This is a genomic window from Arthrobacter sp. H35-D1, assembly GCF_030063185.1.
Lineage (GTDB): Bacteria > Actinomycetota > Actinomycetes > Actinomycetales > Micrococcaceae > Specibacter.
This window is the reverse complement of the sequence record NZ_JASISP010000022.1, coordinates 38,175-57,897: the sequence shown is the minus strand read 5'-3', so window position 1 is coordinate 57,897 and position 19,723 is coordinate 38,175. Positions and strand designations below refer to the sequence as shown.

Below are 19,723 nucleotides of genomic sequence, written 5' to 3'. Positions count from 1 at the left end.
GGTTGCTGCCACTGTGCAGCAACCCCACACACGTGTTTAACCGTCCTTCACCATTACCCAATCGGCGGCTGGTAAGGATAACATGGGTCGGGGCCACTGCGCCGACCACCACTCCGTCTTTCAACGCTAGGGATTATCCGTGCGAAAACTCCTTGGGCTGGCCACAGCCTCGGCCGTCGCTGCTGCCGTTCTTTTCTCCGGCGTGGCCCCTGCCACCGCCGCCCCGTCTACACCAGCCACACCGGAAGCCGCAGCCACTGCTGCGCCGGGAGAGGCGAAGTCCGCAACAGACGCGCCCCCTGCGACTCCTGTCCCGACGCTGCCTGCGACGGCGCCGTCCGAGCAGGCGCCGGCACAGCAGGCGCCCTCCGAGCCGGCGCCGTCCGAGTCGGCACCGGGCCAGACAACGCCAGCTGAGACAGCGCCGGCTGAGACACCCCAGCCGACGGCAACGCCGTCGTCCCACCCTCCTTTCGGGTCAGTGGCCACGTCCCCGGCACCCGGCACGGTCGCCACGCCGTTCGCAGCGCCCCTTGCCGGCGTGGCCAAGCCGCTCGCCGCTCCCGCTCCCAATGACGCGTTCGTCGCGAAGGTGCGCAACGCCATCAACGGCTACCGGGCCGCCTACGGCGCCAAACCGCTGGAGGTCAGCTCCGAGATCGGCGCCGGGTCCCAGCAGTGGGCCACCACCCTGAACAGGCAAATCAACACCAACACGCTGGACTGGAACAGGGTCCACCGCCCGGATGCCGGCGCCTCGATTCTGCCCGACGGCTTCGACATGTACTCGGAGATCATCGCCGTCAACAACAATGCCCAGCAGGTCGTCGATTGGTGGATGGGCTCCCCCGCGCACCGTTCAGCCATGCTGGACAAGCGCGCCACCGACATGGGCCTGGGCTACGTCAAGACCACGAAGGCCGGATGGAGCGGCATGACCATGGTGGTGGCCAACCTGGCCGGCTACCCCGACTCGCGAAACCCGCAGCCCAACCCTGCGTCCGGCGGGAGCGCCGGGGACGTTGCGGCCGTGGACGCCAATGGTGACATGTACATTTACCCCTCTGCCAAGGGTGCGGACATATGGCAGCGCGAGTACGTCTCCTCCGGTTGGTCTGGAGCGCAGCAGCTGGTGGTCTCCGACTACAACGGCGACGGGATGCAGGACATTGTGGCCGTGTGGAAGAACGGCAACCTGACCGTCAGCTACGGCCAGTCCAACGGCACGTTCAAGCCGCTCCGTTCGATCGGCCATGGCTGGGCCCCGTTCGACATCGTGGTGACGGCGTGGAAGGGCAGCGACAGGCTGCCGTCCATCCTCGCCAAGCACCGAGCCACGGGTGATCTGCGGTATTACCGCAACCTCGACGGCGCACGGTTCGGTGCCACGACCCGGATCGGCACCGGCTGGGGCAATTTGACCATCATGGGTGCCGACTTCGACGGCGACGGCCGCCAGGACCTGCTGGCCCGGAACGCGGCCGGCCAGCTGCTCCTTTACCGGGGCACCGGCACGGGAGGCTTCATGGGCGAGGCGCGCCGCGTGGTGGGCACCGGCTGGGGCTCCATGACCCACCTCTCCGGCGTCAGCAACCACCTCGGCACGGGCGGCCAGGGCATCCTGGCCCGCACGTCCAGCGGAAGCTTGTTGCACTATCCCATCATGCGGAACTACTGGGGTGCGAACACCCAGATTGGAAGCAGGGGCTGGGGGCCGCTGCTGCTCGGCAGCTAGCGTACGATTTCCAGGGCGCGGCATGCTGCCGTGCGGGGGTTGCTGCAGGCTTGCAGCAACCCCCGCACGCGTTTAACGTCCCTTCTGCCGGCTCCCCGGGAGGCATACGCTGGGAGCATGGAAACTTTTGAAGTGCAGTTGGCCAGCGAACCGGACGGCTCCGTCGAAGCCCGCAATTTCAAGATCGAGTCAGTCGGCGTCCCTGAGCTTGGCCCCGGCGAGGTGCTTGTCCGGCTCCGCCGGCTGGGCCTGAACGCCGGGCTGGCCAATCGCATCGGCGGTCCCGACACTGACTACGGACCCGGCATACACCCCGGCGACGTTCCTGCCAGCGACGGCGTGGTGGAGGTCCTGCAATCACGCACCGATGCCTTCAAGGAGGGCGAACTCGCTGTCCGGAAGTCGCCGTGGAGGGGTGTGGACGTGGCCGCTGCCGACAAGTTGCGCAGGATTTCCCCCGAGGAATCAGACATCCCGATGGAAGCCCGCCTGACCGTGCTGGGACATGTCGGTTTCACCGCCTACACGGGCATGGTGCACATTGGCGGAGTGCGGGCCGAGGACACCGTTTATGTCTCGGGCGCGGCCGGCGGCGTGGGCAGTTGCGCCGTGCAGTTCGCCAAGGCCGTCGGCGCCTCGGTGGTGGGCAGCGCGGGCACGGCCGAGAAGGTTCGGCTGCTCACCGAGGAGCTGGGTGCAGACGCTGCGTTCAACCACCGCGACGGTCCGGCGGCGGAGTTGCTGCGTAGCGCCGCCCCGGACGGGATCGACCTGTTCTATGACAACGTTGGCGGCGATCAGCTCGAGGCTGCACTGGAAGTTCTGCGCTTTCGCGGCCGCGCCGTCATCTGCGGTGCCGCCTCCCAATACGGGAAAGGCAACGACCGCCGCGGCCCCGCCAACTACACCAACGCGATCTACCAGGAGCTGACCCTGCGCGGATTCACCGTCACGGCACACGAGGACCTGCGCGCGGGCTTCGAGGCCCGCGTCGCCCAATGGATGAATGAAGGGAAGGTGCACAGCGTGCACACCGTGGTGGAAGGGTTCAACCACATCCCGGACGCGTTCGCGTCGCTGCTGTCCGGCGGCAACACCGGACGCATGGTGGTCGACTGCGACAGCTGACCTTCGAATTCGCGGGTCCGGGTGTCCAGGGGCCTGCAGTGGAAGGCGATGTCCGGCCATTGCTGCGCATGGATGAATCTGATTCCCTGATTATTGAAGGTATCTGGACCACTCCCGGACATTCACCGGGTCGAAGGAGCTTGAGCGGCAGATGACAACCTTGACCATTGGCACACCCGTGACACCCCCGGAGAATCCGTGCAGCTGAACGCGGAGCGTTTCAACCGCCACACGTTTTGATGCGGCCAGAGCGGTTCCGGAAAAAACCTGCGCGCTCGGAGTGGTGCTTGAGCAACGTCTCCGGCACACTGCGCTTCCCTTGTCTGTCTTGGACCCCAACGCAGATTTCACCCAGCTCCACCAGACACGTCCCGGGGCCGACACCGCCGAAGCCCGAAGCATCAACGACGCCGATATCCGCATCCAGCACTCGTCGGTGCCAACCGGCGAACAGCTCAAGGCACGGTTCATCGATCTCTCGGTGCCTTCCAAGGCCGCGGTCCTCCAGCTCGACCCGATCAAGGATGCCGAGGAATTCAACGTCCTGCTGCACGTCGATTCCAATTTCGTCGCCTCCGATGAAGCCAGCTATGTCTCTTCCCTGCATGCTTCGGGAGATCCGGGGCAGGCCCGGCTGGCCATGCGGATCGAGAACCTGCAGGTCCTCGGCTGGAGGCTCTGGTCCCGCGGCGGCGGTTCCGTCACTGAAATCATCGATACCCGCCCCCGCGCGACGGTGTTGGACTTGGGTGGTTTTGCGCACCCGTCCGAACCAAAAGTGGCAGCATTGGCTGCGCTTGAACATCTCTGGATCAATCGCAACGACCGCAAGTCCCTCCTCATCGTGATCGACGAGGCCCACAACCTCTGCTCCCCCACTCCGGCGACACCAGTGGAACGTGCCTTGACCGCGCTCATCGTCCAGATCCCCGCCGAGGGCCGCAAATATGGTCTGTGGCTCTTTCTCTCCACCCAGCGGCCTACCAAGATCCACCCCAACGCGCTCTCCCAATGCGACAACCTGGGGCTGATGCGCATGAACTCCCCGCGCGACCTGGCCGAGCTGGCGGAAGTCTTCGGCCTTGTCCCCGAAGAACTACCCCTGCGCTCCCAACATTTCAAGCAGGGCCAGGGGTTGTTTGCCGGTGGCTTCATTGCTGAGCCCACGGTGGCGCAGATGCGCGGGCGGATCACCCAGGAGGGTGGTTCGGCCGTCAAGGTCCCAGTCGCTCCCCTGCCCACCGGCTGAGGTTGCCCAGCTAAATCCGGACATCGTCATCTCTTTGGCAGGTGATGCGGGTGTTTGTGCTGAACACCCGCATCACCTGCACAATGAAATTATGCGGCGCTGAAAAGTGCCAGGCCCGGAATGCTCCGGTGCACATCTGAGGCGCACCTAGCGCACCTAGAGCACCTAGCGCACCTAGAGCACCTAACGCACTTAGCGCAGCACGACGGTCCGGTTGCCTTGGACAATCACCCTCCCCTCGCAGTGCCAGCGGACGGCGTTGCTCAGCGCCTTGCATTCGGTGTCCCGGCCCGCAGCGACAAGGTCGTCGGGCCCAAAAGCATGGTCCACCTCCACCACCTGCTGGGAGATGATGGGCCCCTCGTCGAGCTCGCTGTTGACATAATGCGCGGTGGCTCCCACCGTCTTCACGCCCCGGGCGTAGGCCTGGTGGTAGGGCTTGGCACCCTTGAAGCTTGGCAGGAACGAGTGGTGGATGTTGATGGCCTTCCCTTCCAGCTTTTGAGTCAGCCCGTCGCTGAGCACCTGCATGTAGCGGGCCAGCACCACCAGCTCCACCTCGAGCTCGTCCACCAGCTCGAGCAGCCGCGCCTCCGCAGCCGGTTTTGTCGCCGCCGTGATGGGCACGTGGAAAAACGGGATTCCGTGCCATTCCGCCAGCCGTTGGTGGTCAAGGTGGTTGGAGACCACGGCGACCACCTCCAACGGCAACTCGCCCGTCCTGGTCCTGAACAAGAGATCGTTCAGGCAGTGCTCAAACTTCGAGACCATGATCAGCACCCGCCGTTTCGCCCCGTGGGGGCGCAGCTGCCAACGCATGTGGTGGCGCTGCGCCAACGGCTCCACGGCAGCCTTCAGCCGCTCCAGCCCGGTGCTTGCGGGGGCGGAGAAATGCAGGCGCATGAAGAAGTGCCCGTCGGGTTCCGGCTCCCCCGGCTTGGCCCGGAGGTGCTGGCGGTCGCTGAACTGGCGGTTGTCAACGATGTCGCACCCCGCGTCCAGGAGCACCCCGGACAAGCTGTGGACTATACCCGGGGCATCCGGGCAATCCAGGGTGAGCACGTAGTCGGCGGTGTCCACACGCCCCGGCTGCGCATCCATCTCAGCACTCAATCACGTTCACGGCGAGGCCCCCGCGGGAGGTTTCCTTGTACTTGCTCATCATGTCCGCACCTGTCTGACGCATGGTTTCGATTGCCTTGTCCAATGATACTTTTTGGCTGCCGTCCCCGTGCCGGGCCAGCCGGGCTGCGTTGATGGCCTTGACGCTGGCGATCGCATTGCGCTCAATGCACGGGATCTGCACCAGCCCGCCCACGGGATCGCAGGTCAGCCCCAGGTTGTGTTCAATGCCTATTTCCGCGGCGTTTTCGGCCTGGATGGGCGTACCGCCGAGCACCTCGCACAGGGCCCCGGCAGCCATGGAACACGCCGACCCCACTTCGCCTTGGCAGCCCACTTCGGCACCGGAGATGGAGGCGTTGAGCTTGAACAGCATGCCGATGGCGGCCGCCGTCAGCAGGAACCGCACCACGCCGTCGTCATCGGCACCGGGCACAAACTTCATGTAGTAGTGCAGCACGGCCGGAATGATGCCCGCCGCCCCGTTCGTGGGCGCCGTGACGATCCGCCCGCCAGCCGCGTTTTCCTCATTGACCGCGAGCGCGAACAAGTTGACCCATTCCATGGCCCGCAGTGGATCTTCGCCGTCGCCCGGCTTCTCCAGCGTGCGCAGCAGCCCGGGCGCCCGGCGGGTCACTTTCAGCCCGCCGGGCAGGATGCCCTCCGCCGCGCAGCCGTTGTCCACGCACTCCTGCATGACGGCCCAGATGCCCAGCAGCTTGGCGCGCAGTTCCTCCTCGGTGTGCCAGACCATCTCGTTGGCCAGCATGACCTCGGAGATGCTCTTGCCCTCCCTGGCGCAGATGGCCAGCAGCGCCTTGCCGGTGTTGAAGGGGAAGGGCACCACGGTCTTGTCCGTGACCACCCTGTCCGCACCCACGGCTTCCTCGTCCACCACGAAGCCGCCGCCCACCGAGTAGTAGGTGCGCTCGCGCACCACCTCGCCACGGTGGTTGGTGGCTTGGAACGTCATGCCGTTGGGGTGGGCCGGCAGCGACTTGCGCCGGTGCAGCACCACGTCTTCGGCGAAGTTGAAATCGACGCCGTGGGTGCCGCCCACCAGCAGCCGGGCGTCCAGGGCAGCCTGCGCCACTTGGTCGTCCGCGCTGGAGGTGTCAACGGTTTCCGGGTCCTGCCCCTGCAGGCCCAGCACCACGGCCTTGTCCGATCCGTGGCCGCGCCCTGTGGCCCCGAGCGAGCCGAAGAGTTGGGTCTGTACGCGCACGACGTCGGCCAGCTCGCCGTCGTGCGCCAATCCGTCGGCAAAGCGCTTGGCCGCGCGCATGGGGCCCACCGTGTGGGAGGAGGAGGGCCCAATGCCAACAGTAAACAGGTCAAGGACGCTCAGGGCCATGGCGTGCCCTCGGCGGCGAATTCCGTCATCGCATCCAGCAGCCAGCGGCCCAGGTAATCCGCGAAGGACGCTCGCGGGAAGAGCTGGAACGTGCTGTCCGAGGTCTTCCACAGGAGGGTGGGGATCTTGCTGATCTCCGTGGTGATGGCAGTGCCGGCAGCGAAGGTGCGCGGGTGCAGGTCCGCCGCGCAGCTCTTTTCCAGCACCGCCTGGGCGCTGGGTCCGGCCAGTTCGAAAGTGGTGCGGTTGCTGGAGAGGTCGATGACCTGCCCGGCACCGTCACCCAGGGCTTCCACCAGCGAGGCGACGAGGGCGCCGGAACCGGGTTCACCGTCGTCCGGGGCCACCAGCAGGAATTCATCCGGGGCCAGCCACAGCACGGCTGCGCCTGACTCACCGGTGGTCACGTCGCCACTGTTCAACGGCAGTCCGCCCGTGAGTTCCCCGATCCGGGCGCCGGTATCGGAGGCCGGGTCGACGCGGATGCCGACCATGCGCTGGAACGGGACCTCGCGCAGGGTGACCCCGCGCTCTCCCGCCACCGAGCCGACGGTGAAGTCGGTCCACAGGTGGTGTGCCGGGCTCCGGCGCAGTGCCGCTACTTCTGTGTTCAGTGCTGTGTTACCCATCTCGGCGCTTCCCTTCGGCATCAAAAAGTACTGTTTCCCCAACAACCACATCCACCAACTGCGAGCCGACGGCGGCCACCAGGCGTTCGCCGATCCGGTTGCGGCCGTTCTTGATCATGGCCAATCCAAACGAGCGTCCCAAGGCGGCGCTGTGGTAGCTGGAGGTGACGAATCCCTGCATGGGCACGGGACCGTAGGCCGGGTTGACCGCAATCCCCGTCTCCACCAGCTGGGTGCCCTCCGGCAACCGGATGCTCCCGTCCACCGGCAGCACGCTGACCAGGTGCTTGCGGTCCTCGCGGGCGGCGTCGGTGCGCTGGTAGGAGCGCTTGCCGATGAAGTCCTTGACCTTGGAGACCACCCAGTCCATGCCGGCGTCCTGCGGGGTGACGGTGCCGTCGGTGTCCTGGCCGACGATCGGGTAGCCCTTTTCGGCGCGGAGCACGTGCATGGTCTCGGTCCCGTACGGGGTGATGTTGAATTCCGCCCCGGCATCCGTCACGGCCTCCCACACGGACAATCCGTACCAGGCGGGGATGTTGATCTCGTAGGCGAGCTCCCCGGAGAAGGAGATGCGGCAGACCCTGGCCGGGATGCCGGAGGCCAGCACCGTCTCGCGGAAGGCCATGAACTTGAACTCCTCCGTGGCGAGGTCCAGGTTCGGGGCCACCTTGGCCAGCACGGCGCGGGACTTGGGCCCCACCACGGCGATGGTGGTCCACTGTTCGGTCACCGAGGTGAACACGGCGTCCAGTTCGGGCCATTCGGTCTGGTGCCATTCCTCCAGCCAGTCCAGCACCTTCGCGGCGCCTCCGGTGGTGGTGGTCATGAAGTAGCGGTCCGGATCCAGGCGCAGGGTCACGCCGTCGTCGAAGATCATGCCGTCAGGGGTGCACATGACGCCGTAGCGGGCCAGGCCGGGGGCGAGCTTCTTGAACGCGTTGGTGTAGATGCGGTTCAGGAATTCCCCGGCGTCCTTGCCGCGGATCTCGATCTTGCCCAGCGTGCTGGCGTCCATGTAGCCCACGGATTCGCGGGTGGCGGCGCATTCGCGCAGCACGGCCGCGTCCATGTCCTCCCCCGGCAGCGGGTAGTACCAGGGCCGCTTCCACTGGCCCACGTCCTCGAACAGTGCACCGCGGTTCTCGTGCCATGAGTGGATGGAGGTGCGCCGTGCCGCGTCAAAGAGTTCCCCGCGCTGGCGTCCGGCCAGGGCCACGAACGGCACCGGGGTGAAAGGGGCCCGGTACGTGGTGGTGCCGATGGCGCCAATGTCCGAATCCACTACTGTGCCCTGCTGGCGGAAGGCGGCGGCGATGACGCCGATGGCGTTCACCCCGGAGGTCTTGCCCTGGTCGTTGGCGGTGCTGATGGAGGTGTAGCGCTTGATGTGCTCCACGCTGCGCAGTCCGGCACCGGTGGAACGCCAGACGTCGGCCACACTCTGGTCGCGCTGGAAGTCCACGAAGTGGTGGTGCCAGTCCGACGCCGTTCCTTCCGTTCCGCCCACCAGCCAGAGTGCGCGGGTGGGACCGGTGGGCTGTGCCGGGCGGGCCGGGCGCGATGCCGCGGCGGTGGCGGCAGCAACGGCGTGGGACGTGGCGTAGCCGGCGTTGACGGCGGCCACGGCCCCGGCTGCCGCGCCTTCGGCCACACAGTCGGTCAGGGCGTAGCTGCCGCGGCAGGCGCCCACCACCTGCTGGTTCGCCACCACAGTGGAGGGGACAAAGCCGGCCAGGCCGGCGTCCCAGCGCACCTTGCCTTGGGCTTGGCTATGCAGGTGCACCACGGGGCTCCAGCCGCCGGAGACGGCGAGCAGGTCTGCCTCGATTTCCTCGATGGCACCCACGGGGCTGCCGTCGGCGTCGATCGCGGAGACGGTGACGGTGGAGAGCCGGCCGGTGGCGTCGGCTGCGGTGTTGACCACGGCGCTGCCGGTGATGACGTGCACGTCCTCGCTGAGCGCGGCGGCTGCGGCGAGCTCGGAGAACTGCGGGCGGGCATCCACCACGGCGGCCACCTCGATGCCTGCGGACAGCAGGTCCGCTGCCAGCTGGTAGGCGCTGTCGTTGGTGGTGCCGATGACCACGCGGGAACCGGCGGCCACGCCGTAGCGGTTGAGGTAGCTGCGTGCCGCCGAGGCGAGCATGATGCCGGGACGGTCGTTGTTTTCGAAGACGATGGGGCGTTCGTGGGCGCCTGTGGCCAGCACCACCTGCTTGGCACGGATGTGCCAAATGCGCTGGCGGGAGACGCCGGGTGCCGGTGCCTGCTGGATGTGGTCGGTGCGGTTTTGCACGGCGAGAATAAAGTTGCTGTCGTAGGAGCCGAACGCCGTGGTGCGGTGCAGCACGGTGCATTCCGGCGCTGCGGCCAGTTCCGCCTCGATGCCGGCCACCCAGTCCAGCGCAGGCTTGCCGTCGATCTGCTCGTCGCGGCCGGAGAGCAGGTCCCCGCCGAATTCGGGCTGGTCGTCGATGAAGATGATACGGGCTCCGGTGCGGGCCGCGTCCCGGGCTGCGGCGAGTCCGGCGGGGCCGCCGCCAATCACCAGTACGTCGGTGTGGACGTACTTTTTGTCGTAGATGGCCTCATCTTCGGAAGGGTCCAGCTTGCCGAGGCCGGAGAGGAGCTCCACGTCGAGCCCGTCCACCAGGGACACGGCCGTGGCGGGCAGCATCGATTCGGCGGAGTGGCCCGGGAAGCGGCCGGCGACCTTGATGAGCGCGTTGGACTCCTCGACGCCGGCGGAGAGGATGCCGCGGGGGCGGTCTTCGTACAGGGAGTTCCCTGCGGCCAGGCGGCCGTTGGCGATCATGGCCGAGGCCACGGTGTCGCCGGGGTGCCCCGAGTACTCGACGCCGTCCACGGTGAAGGTCAATGTGTTGTTGCGGTCGATCCGCCCACCGCTTGCGAGCCGGTTCTGCTGCTGGTTCTGGATAGTCATCTCTACACTCCTTCCGATGCGTTGTTGGGGTTGGCTTGGGCCGGGGCCAGTTGCTGCGGCTGATCGGGTGCGGTCGCCGCCGCGGCCCGCTCGAGGGTCTCCGGCCGAAGTTCACCGATCCGGTAGACGGCCTTGACGTCGTAGCTGACGGTGTCGCGGACCATGTTGAACCATTTGCGGCAGCCGGCGCTGTGCACCCACCGCTCGGCAAAGAGGCCCCTGGTGTTCTCGCGGTAGAACAGGTACTCCGCCCATTCCCTGTCGGAGAGCTCCGCGGGGTTTGCGGGGTAGGCCACGTGGGCCTGGCCGCCGTAGTGGAATTCGGTTTCGTTGCGCGGCCCGCAGTTGGGGCAGGTAAACAACAACATCTTGTGGTCCTTCTCTAATGTGGTGGGGCCGGTTTTAGTGGGCGACTGCTGCGGCGCCGTGCTCGTCGATGAGGGCGCCTGTTTCAAACCGCTCCATCCCAAAGGGCTTGTTCAAGGCGTGCGGTGAGCCGGTGGCGATGGTGTGCGCGAACGTCAACCCGGCGGCGGGTGTGCCCTTGAATCCGCCGGTCCCCCAACCACAGTTCACGAACATGTTCTCCACGGGAGTGGCCCCCACAATGGGCGAGGCGTCCATGGTGGTGTCCACCACGCCGCCCCAGGTGCGCAACACGTGTGCCCTGGCAAAGATCGGGAACAGCTCCACGGCGGCTGCCATCTGCTCCTCGATCACGTGGAAAGACCCGCGCTGGCCGTAACCGTTGTAGGAGTCCACACCGGCCCCCATGACCAGCTCACCCTTGTGGGCCTGTGAGACGTAGACGTGCACGTGGTTGGACATGACCACCGTGGGATGGACGGGTTCGTGCAGTTCCGAGACCAGCGCCTGCAGCGGGTGCGACTGGATGGGAATGCGGAACCCTGCCATCTCGGCCAGCACCGAGGTGTAGCCGGCGGCGCACAAGCCCACCTTTTCGGTGTTGATGGTGCCCCGGGTCGTTTTGACCCCCGTGACCTTGTTGCCGTCCTTGACGAAGCCGGTCACTTCGCAGTTCTGGATGATGTCAACACCCATCTCGTCGCACTTGCGGGCAAAGGCCCAGGCCACGTGGTCGTGCTTGGCGATGCCGGCCCGCGGCTGGTAGGTGGCGCCCATCACCGGGTAGCGGATGTTGTCATTGATGTTCAGGATAGGGCACAGTTCCTTGACCTGCTTCGGGTCCAGCCATTCGGCGTCGACCCCGTTGAGCTGGTTGGCGCCCACGCGGCGCACGCTTTCACGCACGTCGCCCAGGGTGTGGGCCAAGTTCATGACGCCGCGCTGGCTGAACAGGAAGTCGTACTCGAGCTCTTCCGGCAGGATCTCCCACAGCTTCAGGGAGTGCTCGTACATGGCGGCACTTTCATCCCACAGGTAGTTCGAGCGGATGATGGTGGTGTTGCGGGCCATGTTGCCGCCGGCCAGCCACCCCTTTTCCAGGATGGCGATGTTGCGCATGCCGTGGTTCTTGGCCAGGAAGTAGGCGGTGGCCAGCCCGTGCCCGCCGCCGCCGACGATCACGGCGTCGTAGGACTTTTTGGGGTCCGGGTTGCGCCACAGGAATTCCGGGTGTTCGGGCAGGTGTTCGGTGCTCACTGGCTGTCTCCGTTCGGGGTGGTTACGGCGGCGTTGGAAAGACCGGTGCTTGCAAGGGTGGGGCCGGAGAGCTTGGGGTACAGGGGGAACTTCTCCGCCAGCACCGTGACACGGTCGCGCAGCAGGACGGCTGCCTCTTCGCTGAGTTCGCCCTTGATGGCCTCGGCGATGATGTCAGCAACTTCGGTGAACTCGGCAGCTCCGAAGCCGCGCGTGGCCAGGGCCGGGGTGCCGATGCGCAGCCCGGAGGAGACCATCGGCGGACGGGGATCGAACGGGACGGCGTTGCGGTTGACCGTGATGCCGATCCTGTGCAGCCGGTCTTCACCCTGCTGGCCGTCAAGGTCAGAGTTGCGCAAGTCCACCAGGACCAGGTGCACGTCGGTGCCGCCGCCCACCACGGAGATCCCGTGTTCGCCAACATCCGCGGCGAGCAAGCGCTCGGCCAGAATCTTGGCGCCTTCGAGAGTGCGTTTCTGACGGTCCTTGAAACCTTCGGTGGCGGCGATCTTGAAGGACACGGCCTTGGCGGCAATCACGTGTTCCAGCGGTCCGCCCTGCTGGCCGGGGAACACTGCGCTGTTGATTTTGCGGGCCAGCGCCTGCGTGCTGAGGATGACGCCGCCGCGCGGTCCGCCCAGGGTTTTGTGCGTGGTGGTGGTGACGATGTCCGCGTACGGCACCGGGTTGGGGTGCAGCCCGGCGGCCACCAGCCCGGCGAAGTGGGCCATGTCCACCATGAGGTAGGCACCCACCAGGTCGGCGATGCGGCGGAACTCGGCAAAGTCCAGCTGGGCCGTGTAGGCGGACCAGCCGGCCACAATCAGCTTCGGCTGGTGTTCGACGGCGAGCGCCTCCACCTCGGCCATGTCCACTTTCATGTCTGTTTCGTTCACATGGTAGGGGACCACGTTGTACAGCTTGCCGGAGAAGTTGATCCGCATGCCGTGCGTCAGGTGGCCGCCGTGGGCCAAGTCCAGGCCCAGGATGGTGTCGCCGGGATCCAGCAGCGCAAACATGGCCGCGGCGTTGGCCTGCGCTCCGGAGTGGGGCTGGACGTTGGCGGCCTCGGCACCGAACAGCGCCTTCACCCGATCGATGGCAAGCTGCTCAATCACGTCCACGTGTTCACAGCCGCCGTAGTAGCGCTTGCCCGGCAGCCCCTCTGCATACTTGTTGGTCAGCACGGAGCCCTGGGCTTCCATCACGGACTGGGGTGCAAAATTTTCGGAGGCGATCATTTCCAGCGTGGATTGCTGGCGCTGGAGTTCGGCGGCGATGGCTGCATCGACTTCGCTGTCGACTGCTGCCAGGGAGCCCTCAAGGATGGACGTCATCGTAGTTCCTTCGTCTAGTCGCTTTCAATGCAACTCAGTTGCAATGAATGAAACACTAGGGCGAAATGTGACCTGGGTCAATAGGCCGCCGGATAACTTGTTCCTCATGGCGTTGGGTTCATCAATTTCTGAAACTTCCTACCGGCAAACCGTTGACAGTGACTCAGCCCACACATAGTCTGATGCAACAGCGTTGCGTAAGACGCAACCCCAAACTTTTTGGTGGATTCCATGACAAATAGCAACCTCCCAGGTTCCGGATGGTCGGCAATGGTGCCGAAAGCAGCTGGAAACTTAACCTTGAGCGGCCAGCAGCGACCGGGCGACGGCACCGGCCCCGACAAGAGGACCCTGCGAAAAGTAGTAGCCGCCAGCTTCATCGGCAACTTTGTTGAATGGTTTGACTACGCCGTTTACGGTTACCTTGCAGTCACCATCTCCCACGTGTTCTTCCCGACGGCCGACAAGCAGACTGCCCTGTTGCTGACTTTTGGCCTTTTCGCCGTTTCCTTCTTCGTCCGCCCCCTCGGCGGATTTATCTGGGGCCACATCGGCGACCGCGTCGGTCGCAAAAATGCGCTGTCCTTGTCGATTTTGATTATGTCCGCGGCCACCTTCGCCATCGCGCTGATCCCGGACTACAACATCATTGGTATCTGGGCCCCTATTTTGCTGCTGATCATCCGCCTCGTCCAAGGCTTCTCGGCGGCCGGAGAATACGCTGGCGCCTCAGCGTTCCTCGTCGAGTACGCCCCGCCGAACCGTCGCGGCCTCTATGCCGCCGTCGTGCCGGCCAGCACAGCCACCGGTCTGCTGCTGGGCTCGTTGATCGCTCTGCTGCTCTCCGTTTCCATGACCCCTGACCAGTTGAATTCCTGGGGCTGGCGCCTGCCGTTCCTGCTCGCCGCACCCATGGGCCTGATCGGACGCTACATTCGCGTCAAGCTGGAGGACACCCCCGCCTTTTTGGCCATGGAGAAAGAAGACGAGGCCATCAAGGCTCCCGTCATGGCCCTGTTCCGCGATCACTGGCGCACACTGTTGATCGCCGTCGGAGCGGTGGTGCTGAACGCCGTCGGCTTCTACGTAATCCTCAGCTACATGCCCACCTACCTCAGCGAAGTCGTGGGACTGGACGCTTCATTGTCCTTCCTGGCCACCACCGTGGCGCTCGCCACCTACATCGGTTTCATCTTCCTCACGGGCTTGGCCTCGGACAGGTTCGGCCGGAAGCGGGTCTTGATCACCGCATCGACGCTCTTCGTGCTGCTGACAGTGCCGGCCTTCATGCTCCTGTCCACAGGCAGCTTCTTTGTCATCCTCATGGTGCAGATCCTGCTGGGTGCCATGTTGACCCTCAACGACGGCACCTTGCCCAGCTTCCTGGCCGAACTGTTCCCCACCAAGATTCGCTACAGCGGCTTCGCCGTCAGCTTCAACCTCTCCAACGCACTCTTCGGCGGCACCGCGCTCTTCGTCTCGACCCTGCTGATCGATGTGACCGGCTCCGATCTAGCCCCAGGCTGGTACCTGATGGCAGCCGCCATCGTCTCCCTCATCGCGGTGTCCCTCGCCAAGGAAACGTCCAAGGCACCCCTCCGCACCAAATAGCCGCACCGACCCTCCCAACTTACTTCGCAATTTTTCACACGCAACATCACCAAGGAGCAACAATGAGCATCAGCCTTCCCACCACCGCAACCTCCGTATCCGAGCTGGAGCGGCTGAAGGTGCTGCACAACGGAGAAAAGGTGCAGCTGACCTTCTCCGACGCCGAGCTGGAACGACGCATTGCCGGCCTGCGGGAGATCATGGCAGCGAAGGACCTCGACGCCGTCGTCCTGACCAGCTACCACTCGATCAAGTACTACTCAGACTTCCTTTTCACCTACTTTGGCCGGTCCTACGCCATGGTGGTCACACCCAACGACACCGTCACCGTCACCGCCAACATCGACGCCGGCATGCCCTGGCGCCGCAGCTACGGCGAAAACATCGTGTACACGGACTGGCGCCGCGACAACTTCATCTTCGCCATCCAGGAATCGTTGCGCACCCGCGGAGTCTCCGTCCGCCGTCTCGGCGTTGAAGACGACACCCTGCCGCTGGACAACCGCAACAAGATCCAGGACGCCTTCGCCGGCGCCACCCTGGTCGACGTTGCCCAGTCCGCCATGCGCCAGCGCATGATCAAGTCCGAGGAGGAAATCGCCGTCATCAAGCACAGCGCCCGCATTGGCGACATGGGCGGCGAAGCGATCCGCAACGCCATCAAGGTCGGCATCACCGAATACGAGGTGGCCCTCATCGGCACCGAGGCCATGGTGCACGAGATTGCCCGCACGTTCCCCGACTCGGAAATCCGCGACACTTGGGTGTGGTTCCAGTCCGGCATCAACACCGACGGCGCCCACAACTGGGCCACCACGCGCAAGCTGGCCGAACACGACATCCTGTCGCTGAACTGCTTCCCCATGACCAGCGGCTACTACACCGCACTGGAGCGCACCTTGTTCCTAGGCGAGCCGGATGCCCGCTCCCTGGAACTGTGGAACGTCAACGTCGAAGTCCACCGCCGCGGACTGGAGCTCATCAAGCCCGGCGCAGTCTGCAAGGACATCGCCGCCGAGCTGAACGAGATCTACGTGGACCGCGGCCTGCTCGCGAACCGCACGTTCGGCTACGGCCACTCCTTCGGCGTCCTGTCCCACTACTACGGCCGCGAAGCCGGACTGGAACTGCGCGAAGACATCGACACCGTCCTGGAGCCGGGCATGGTGGTTTCCATGGAGCCGATGATCACGGTAATGGACGGCCAACCCGGCGCCGGCGGCTACCGCGAGCATGACATCCTGGTGGTCGGCGAGGACGGCGCCGAGAACATCACGAAGTTCGGGTTCGGCCCCGAGCACAACATCATCGAAGCAAGGTAACAAGCAGCAAGGCAGCAAACGGGCAGGGACCAGCCGGAAGCCGGCTGGGAATCAAGCAAGGGTGCTGTGGCGGCCGGTCAGGCCGTCACAGCACCCTGCTTTAACGCCCGCATAGGGAAAGATGGTCTCCATGAGCACTCCAACAGGCAAGTCCGACGCCGGCAATGGCACCACCGATGCCCGCGGCACCTCCGTCATTGTCAACGCCATCGCGGTGCTGCGCTGCTTTTCCGCCGCGGAGCCGATGCTGGGTGTCACGGAGATTGCCCAGCGTGTGGGCATGCACAAGAGCACGGTGTCGCGGATTCTGGCCACCTTGGAGCAGGAGGAACTCGTCGAACGGGATACCGCCTCGCGTCGGTACAAGTTGGGGCTGGGCCTGATCGCGGTGGCGGGCCCCTTGCTGGCCGAACTGGACGAGCGACGTGTGGCGTACCCGTCCTTGCAGCAACTGACCGAGCGTACCGCCGAGACCAGTGCGTTGATGGTGTGGAACGGCCGCGAGTCCATGTGCGTGGAACAGATTCCCAGCCCCCAGCAGGTCAAGCACACCGCCCCTTTGGGGGCCCGCTACCGGGATGCCATGAGCGCCTCAGTGCAGATCTTTCTCGCGTTGGAACCCGAAGCCCGGGTGCGCGAGCTCTTGCTCAGCGGCGCCATCCAGTTCGCCAGCCTCGACGACGCCGGACTCGAGGCTTATCTACTGCGACTCGCCGACGTCGCCAAGCGCGGCTATGCCACAAACTACGGCGAGTCCTCGTTGGACGAAGTGGGCGTTGCCGCCCCCGTTTACGACCATCGCGGCGACCCTGTGGCCGCCGTCCTGATCCCGGCGCCGCGCTTCCGGGTGTCCCCGGAACGGCTGCAGACCTTGGGCGAGGCCTGCAAACAGTGCGCCGGCATCGTCACCGTCAGGCTTGGCGGCGCAGCAACCCGGTGATCCACGTTTCCATTGTGATCCACGTTCCATGGCGCAGGCACGCGGGCGGGCGTAGCGTGGTGTCATGACCGAACAACAGCCGTACCGGATTGTTCACAAGTATGCCGATTTCCAGGTTCGCCGCTATCCCGAACACCTGCTGGCCGAGGTCGTCGTCGAGGGTTCCTTTGAAGAGGCCGGAAACAAGGCATTCCGCTACCTTTTTGCCTACCTAGGCGGTGAGAACCGCTCAAGCAAGAAAGTCGCCATGACGGCACCAGTGGTCCAGGATGCTGCGTCGGAGAAGATTCAGATGACAGCCCCTGTCGTGCAGCAGGGGGAAGTGGTGCGGGGAGCCGACGAGACGGCCGTCGGCACCCAGGTTCGAAGATTCCGGGTGGCTTTTGTCCTGCCTGCAGACTTCACGATCGACACCGCGCCCTTGCCCACCAATTCCCTGGTTGTTCTGCGGGCAGTTCCCGAAAGTCTGGCTGCGGTCATCTCCTTCAGCGGCCGGTGGAGCAATGAAAGCTACCAACGGCATCTGGACACGCTGGAAAAGGCTTTGGGTGCAGCGGGACTCTACAGCGTTGGCGCACCACGTTTTGCCAGGTTCGATCCACCCATCAAACCCTGGTTCCTGCGCCGCAACGAGATCATCCTTGATCTCGACGACAGCCCTTCCGCACCGACCGATCACTGAACCCTGCAAAAGTTTCTGTTGTGCCTTATAGGGTCACGCCCCAAAGGCAGAGGAAGGAAGACTGGCTTCGTCGTCGGCGATGGCTGCCACTATCCGGCTTGCCACGGCGTCAGGGTTCAAGCCCTCGGGCAGATTTGGGGGCGTTCCCGAGATGGGGCGCGTGTGGAGACCGGTTTGCGTGTGCGGCGGGCGCACATCGAGAACGCGTATTTTCTGCCGGCGTAGTTCCGCGGCCATGGCGGTGCCGAAACCGGTCAAGGCGGCCTTGCTCGCCGAGTACGCAGCCATCCCTTTCATCGGGGTTTCTGCCACCACGGCACTGAGGTGCACCACCACGGATCCCGGATTCAGCTGCGGCAGCAAACTTCGCAAGAGCCGCACCGGAGCAACGAAGTTCAGCAACAACAACTCATCGAATGTGTCGTCGTCCAGTTCGCCCAGCGGCCCGAACGCCACCACGCCTGCCGCATAGACCACACCATCGAGCCCGCCGTCGGCCACCGCTGCCGCAGCCACGGCCGCTGGACCATCCGGAACGCTTAGGTCGGCAGCAACCGTTGCAACAACGGCCTCGCCCAGCTCCCGGGCCAAGGCAGAGAGCTTATCCTCATTTCGTCCCGCAAGCGTTAGCCTCGCCCCCTCCTGGACCAAGCGACGGGACAGGGCAGCCCCCAGGCCACCTGTGGCGCCAACAACGAGCAAATGGGTATCGCGCAAGTCAGTCATGGCCGAAGCGTAACAAGGGAGCTGTCCGTCCACAATGGCGAGGTGCCAGCTCTGCCCGTCGCCGCGCAGCCAGTAGTATTTTGAGCGGAAGGGAAAGACAGGATTTCCCCCAACAGGAGGCCGGAATGAATGCCAGCAACAATCAGCCAGTGGAAGTATCCACGAAAATGCAAGAAGGCGAGTGGACCGACGAGTCCCTAAAGGTACTCGTTGGCTCCTACCAGCAGAAGCTGCGCGAAATGGGCGCACCCGAGGAGCAGATCCACACCGCAGTGGAGACTCTTGATGACGGATCAGTCAACATCCGCGTGAGCTGGCAGCGTCAGGGAACCCAAACTCTAACCGAAACAGGCCAGGGCCTCGTTCCGGAAGAAGAGAACTCCCGGGGGCAAGGTGAGCACATCCCCGCCGGCGAAGCGACAAAGGATTCCAAGGGTTTGGGCGCCGTGCTCGGCGATGCAGAACGTTCAGCTATTGACGCCCCTCCCACGGAAAGGGCCGAGCAGGCGAAGAAACACCAAGAAGTTCCAGAGCTTCTTGTCCACACCGATGATGCCGGCAACAGCTACGTTGAAGATATTGGCCCCACCAAGTCCTAGAACCTGGACAGGGTAAACCGAACAGGGCAAAGCCGCCGAGAATTCCTTGGGCATTCACGCAGGCGCGGGGAATTCTCGGCAACGTGTCCCAGCGGACTGGACACTAATTTTCACGGGGGGACGTTCCAGACGCTCAATCCGGCAGGACCGCTGCCCGTCGTCCTGGCTCACTTCACCTGGTTGTACTTCACGATCCTCGGGTAGATGAAAAGGCCACCGACGAGAACGGCAGAAAAAACACCAGCCACAATGGCGCCGGCCGTCCCACCCACTACAACGTAGTAGATCAGCGTTGTTGTCCCCGTGATGAGCAGGCCCACCAGCACCAACACGGTCTTCAGCACCAGGTGGCCGGTGGACACGACCGTGCTTTTTCGTTGCAGCCTGAACATCTGTCGGTGCAGAGCCACGGGAACGAGCATCAGGCAGGTCGCCGTGGCTGCCAGAACAACAAGAATCAGATAGAGGGCAACTGCAGCGGGTTTTAAGTCATCAAACCGCTGCTGAAATGGCAAGGTCAAGAGGAAACCGGCAATGATCTGGACACCGGTTTGCATGACTCGCAATTCCTGCAGAATGTCGTTCCAGTTCCGATCCTGTTGCTCGTTGGGAGTTTCATTGCGACCGGTCGATGTGGCCTCGGCATTGTGGGATTCCATGGATCCTGCTTTCGGTTGACAATGACGGAATCTGGCATACCCAGCCTGACGCATCGCTTG

At 64.6% G+C, this 19,723-nt stretch carries 17 protein-coding genes; 8 read left to right on the top strand and 9 right to left on the bottom strand.

What is annotated here, in order from left to right; genetic code table 11:
• Positions 1 to 139 precede the first annotated feature (139 nt).
• The 3 genes from QMG25_RS16950 to QMG25_RS16940 all read left to right on the top strand — a co-directional run bounded on the left by QMG25_RS16950 (position 140) and on the right by QMG25_RS16940 (position 4,112).
• Entirely contained in the window at positions 140 to 1,735 is a 1,596-nt protein-coding gene (locus QMG25_RS16950; RefSeq protein WP_283462216.1) for a CAP domain-containing protein, read from the top strand.
• Between the two features lie 117 nt (positions 1,736 to 1,852).
• Positions 1,853 to 2,863 (top strand): MDR family NADP-dependent oxidoreductase, encoded by a 1,011-nt coding sequence (locus tag QMG25_RS16945; protein ID WP_283462215.1) that lies wholly within the window; start codon positions 1,853 to 1,855, stop codon positions 2,861 to 2,863.
• A 319-nt stretch (positions 2,864 to 3,182) separates the two neighbouring features.
• A complete protein-coding gene (locus QMG25_RS16940) occupies positions 3,183 to 4,112 on the top strand; it encodes an ATP-binding protein (protein ID WP_283462214.1) in 930 nt (309 codons plus the stop codon).
• A gap of 192 nt (positions 4,113 to 4,304) precedes the next feature.
• Here the strand turns inward: QMG25_RS16940 and purU are convergent, their stop codons facing one another.
• Genes purU through glyA form a run of 7 tightly spaced genes read right to left on the bottom strand, consistent with a single transcriptional unit; the run spans position 4,305 to position 13,124 of the window.
• A complete protein-coding gene (gene purU / locus QMG25_RS16935; protein WP_283462213.1) occupies positions 4,305 to 5,213 on the bottom strand; it encodes a formyltetrahydrofolate deformylase in 909 nt (302 codons plus the stop codon).
• A gap of 1 nt (position 5,214) precedes the next feature.
• Positions 5,215 to 6,588: an L-serine ammonia-lyase gene (locus QMG25_RS16930; protein ID WP_283462212.1), complete on the bottom strand. Its 1,374-nt coding sequence runs from the start codon at positions 6,586 to 6,588 to the stop codon at positions 5,215 to 5,217.
• Complete coding sequence (locus QMG25_RS16925) at positions 6,579 to 7,217, bottom strand: sarcosine oxidase subunit gamma (protein WP_283462211.1); 639 nt, start codon at positions 7,215 to 7,217, stop codon at positions 6,579 to 6,581. Before QMG25_RS16925 ends, QMG25_RS16930 begins: the two co-directional genes overlap by 10 nt.
• Positions 7,210 to 10,164 (bottom strand): 2Fe-2S iron-sulfur cluster-binding protein, encoded by a 2,955-nt coding sequence (locus QMG25_RS16920; RefSeq protein ID WP_283462210.1) that lies wholly within the window; start codon positions 10,162 to 10,164, stop codon positions 7,210 to 7,212. Before QMG25_RS16920 ends, QMG25_RS16925 begins: the two co-directional genes overlap by 8 nt.
• Before the next feature lie 2 nt (positions 10,165 to 10,166).
• Positions 10,167 to 10,532, bottom strand: a complete 366-nt coding sequence (locus QMG25_RS16915) for a sarcosine oxidase subunit delta (protein ID WP_283462208.1) — start codon at positions 10,530 to 10,532, stop codon at positions 10,167 to 10,169.
• 34 nt (positions 10,533 to 10,566) lie between these two features.
• On the bottom strand, positions 10,567 to 11,787 hold the full coding sequence (locus QMG25_RS16910) for a sarcosine oxidase subunit beta family protein (protein WP_283462206.1): 1,221 nt from the start codon (positions 11,785 to 11,787) through the stop codon (positions 10,567 to 10,569).
• Entirely contained in the window at positions 11,784 to 13,124 is a 1,341-nt protein-coding gene (gene glyA, locus QMG25_RS16905) for a serine hydroxymethyltransferase (RefSeq protein ID WP_283462205.1), read from the bottom strand. The genes QMG25_RS16910 and glyA overlap by 4 nt, the downstream gene beginning before the upstream one ends.
• 231 nt (positions 13,125 to 13,355) lie before the next feature.
• On the opposite strand from glyA, the gene QMG25_RS16900 reads away from it, so the two are divergent.
• The 4 genes from QMG25_RS16900 to QMG25_RS16885 all read left to right on the top strand — a co-directional run bounded on the left by QMG25_RS16900 (position 13,356) and on the right by QMG25_RS16885 (position 17,679).
• Positions 13,356 to 14,735: an MFS transporter gene (locus QMG25_RS16900; RefSeq protein ID WP_283462204.1), complete on the top strand. Its 1,380-nt coding sequence runs from the start codon at positions 13,356 to 13,358 to the stop codon at positions 14,733 to 14,735.
• A gap of 62 nt (positions 14,736 to 14,797) precedes the next feature.
• Positions 14,798 to 16,057, top strand: coding sequence for an aminopeptidase P family protein (locus tag QMG25_RS16895; RefSeq protein WP_283462203.1), 1,260 nt, complete (start codon positions 14,798 to 14,800; stop codon positions 16,055 to 16,057).
• A 121-nt stretch (positions 16,058 to 16,178) separates the two neighbouring features.
• Positions 16,179 to 16,997, top strand: a complete 819-nt coding sequence (locus QMG25_RS16890) for an IclR family transcriptional regulator (protein WP_283462201.1) — start codon at positions 16,179 to 16,181, stop codon at positions 16,995 to 16,997.
• A 64-nt stretch (positions 16,998 to 17,061) separates the two neighbouring features.
• Positions 17,062 to 17,679: an SOUL family heme-binding protein gene (locus tag QMG25_RS16885; RefSeq protein WP_283462200.1), complete on the top strand. Its 618-nt coding sequence runs from the start codon at positions 17,062 to 17,064 to the stop codon at positions 17,677 to 17,679.
• A 33-nt stretch (positions 17,680 to 17,712) separates the two neighbouring features.
• On the opposite strand, the gene QMG25_RS16880 is transcribed toward QMG25_RS16885, so the two are convergent.
• Positions 17,713 to 18,405 carry an SDR family NAD(P)-dependent oxidoreductase gene (locus tag QMG25_RS16880; RefSeq protein ID WP_283462199.1) on the bottom strand — a complete coding sequence of 231 codons (693 nt, stop codon included), beginning with the start codon at positions 18,403 to 18,405 and terminating at the stop codon, positions 17,713 to 17,715.
• Between the two features lie 125 nt (positions 18,406 to 18,530).
• On the opposite strand from QMG25_RS16880, the gene QMG25_RS16875 reads away from it, so the two are divergent.
• Positions 18,531 to 19,004, top strand: a complete 474-nt coding sequence (locus QMG25_RS16875; protein ID WP_283462198.1) for a hypothetical protein — start codon at positions 18,531 to 18,533, stop codon at positions 19,002 to 19,004.
• A gap of 167 nt (positions 19,005 to 19,171) precedes the next feature.
• Here the strand turns inward: QMG25_RS16875 and QMG25_RS16870 are convergent, their stop codons facing one another.
• Complete coding sequence (locus QMG25_RS16870; protein WP_283462196.1) at positions 19,172 to 19,663, bottom strand: DUF6328 family protein; 492 nt, start codon at positions 19,661 to 19,663, stop codon at positions 19,172 to 19,174.
• Positions 19,664 to 19,723: the final 60 nt, after the last annotated feature.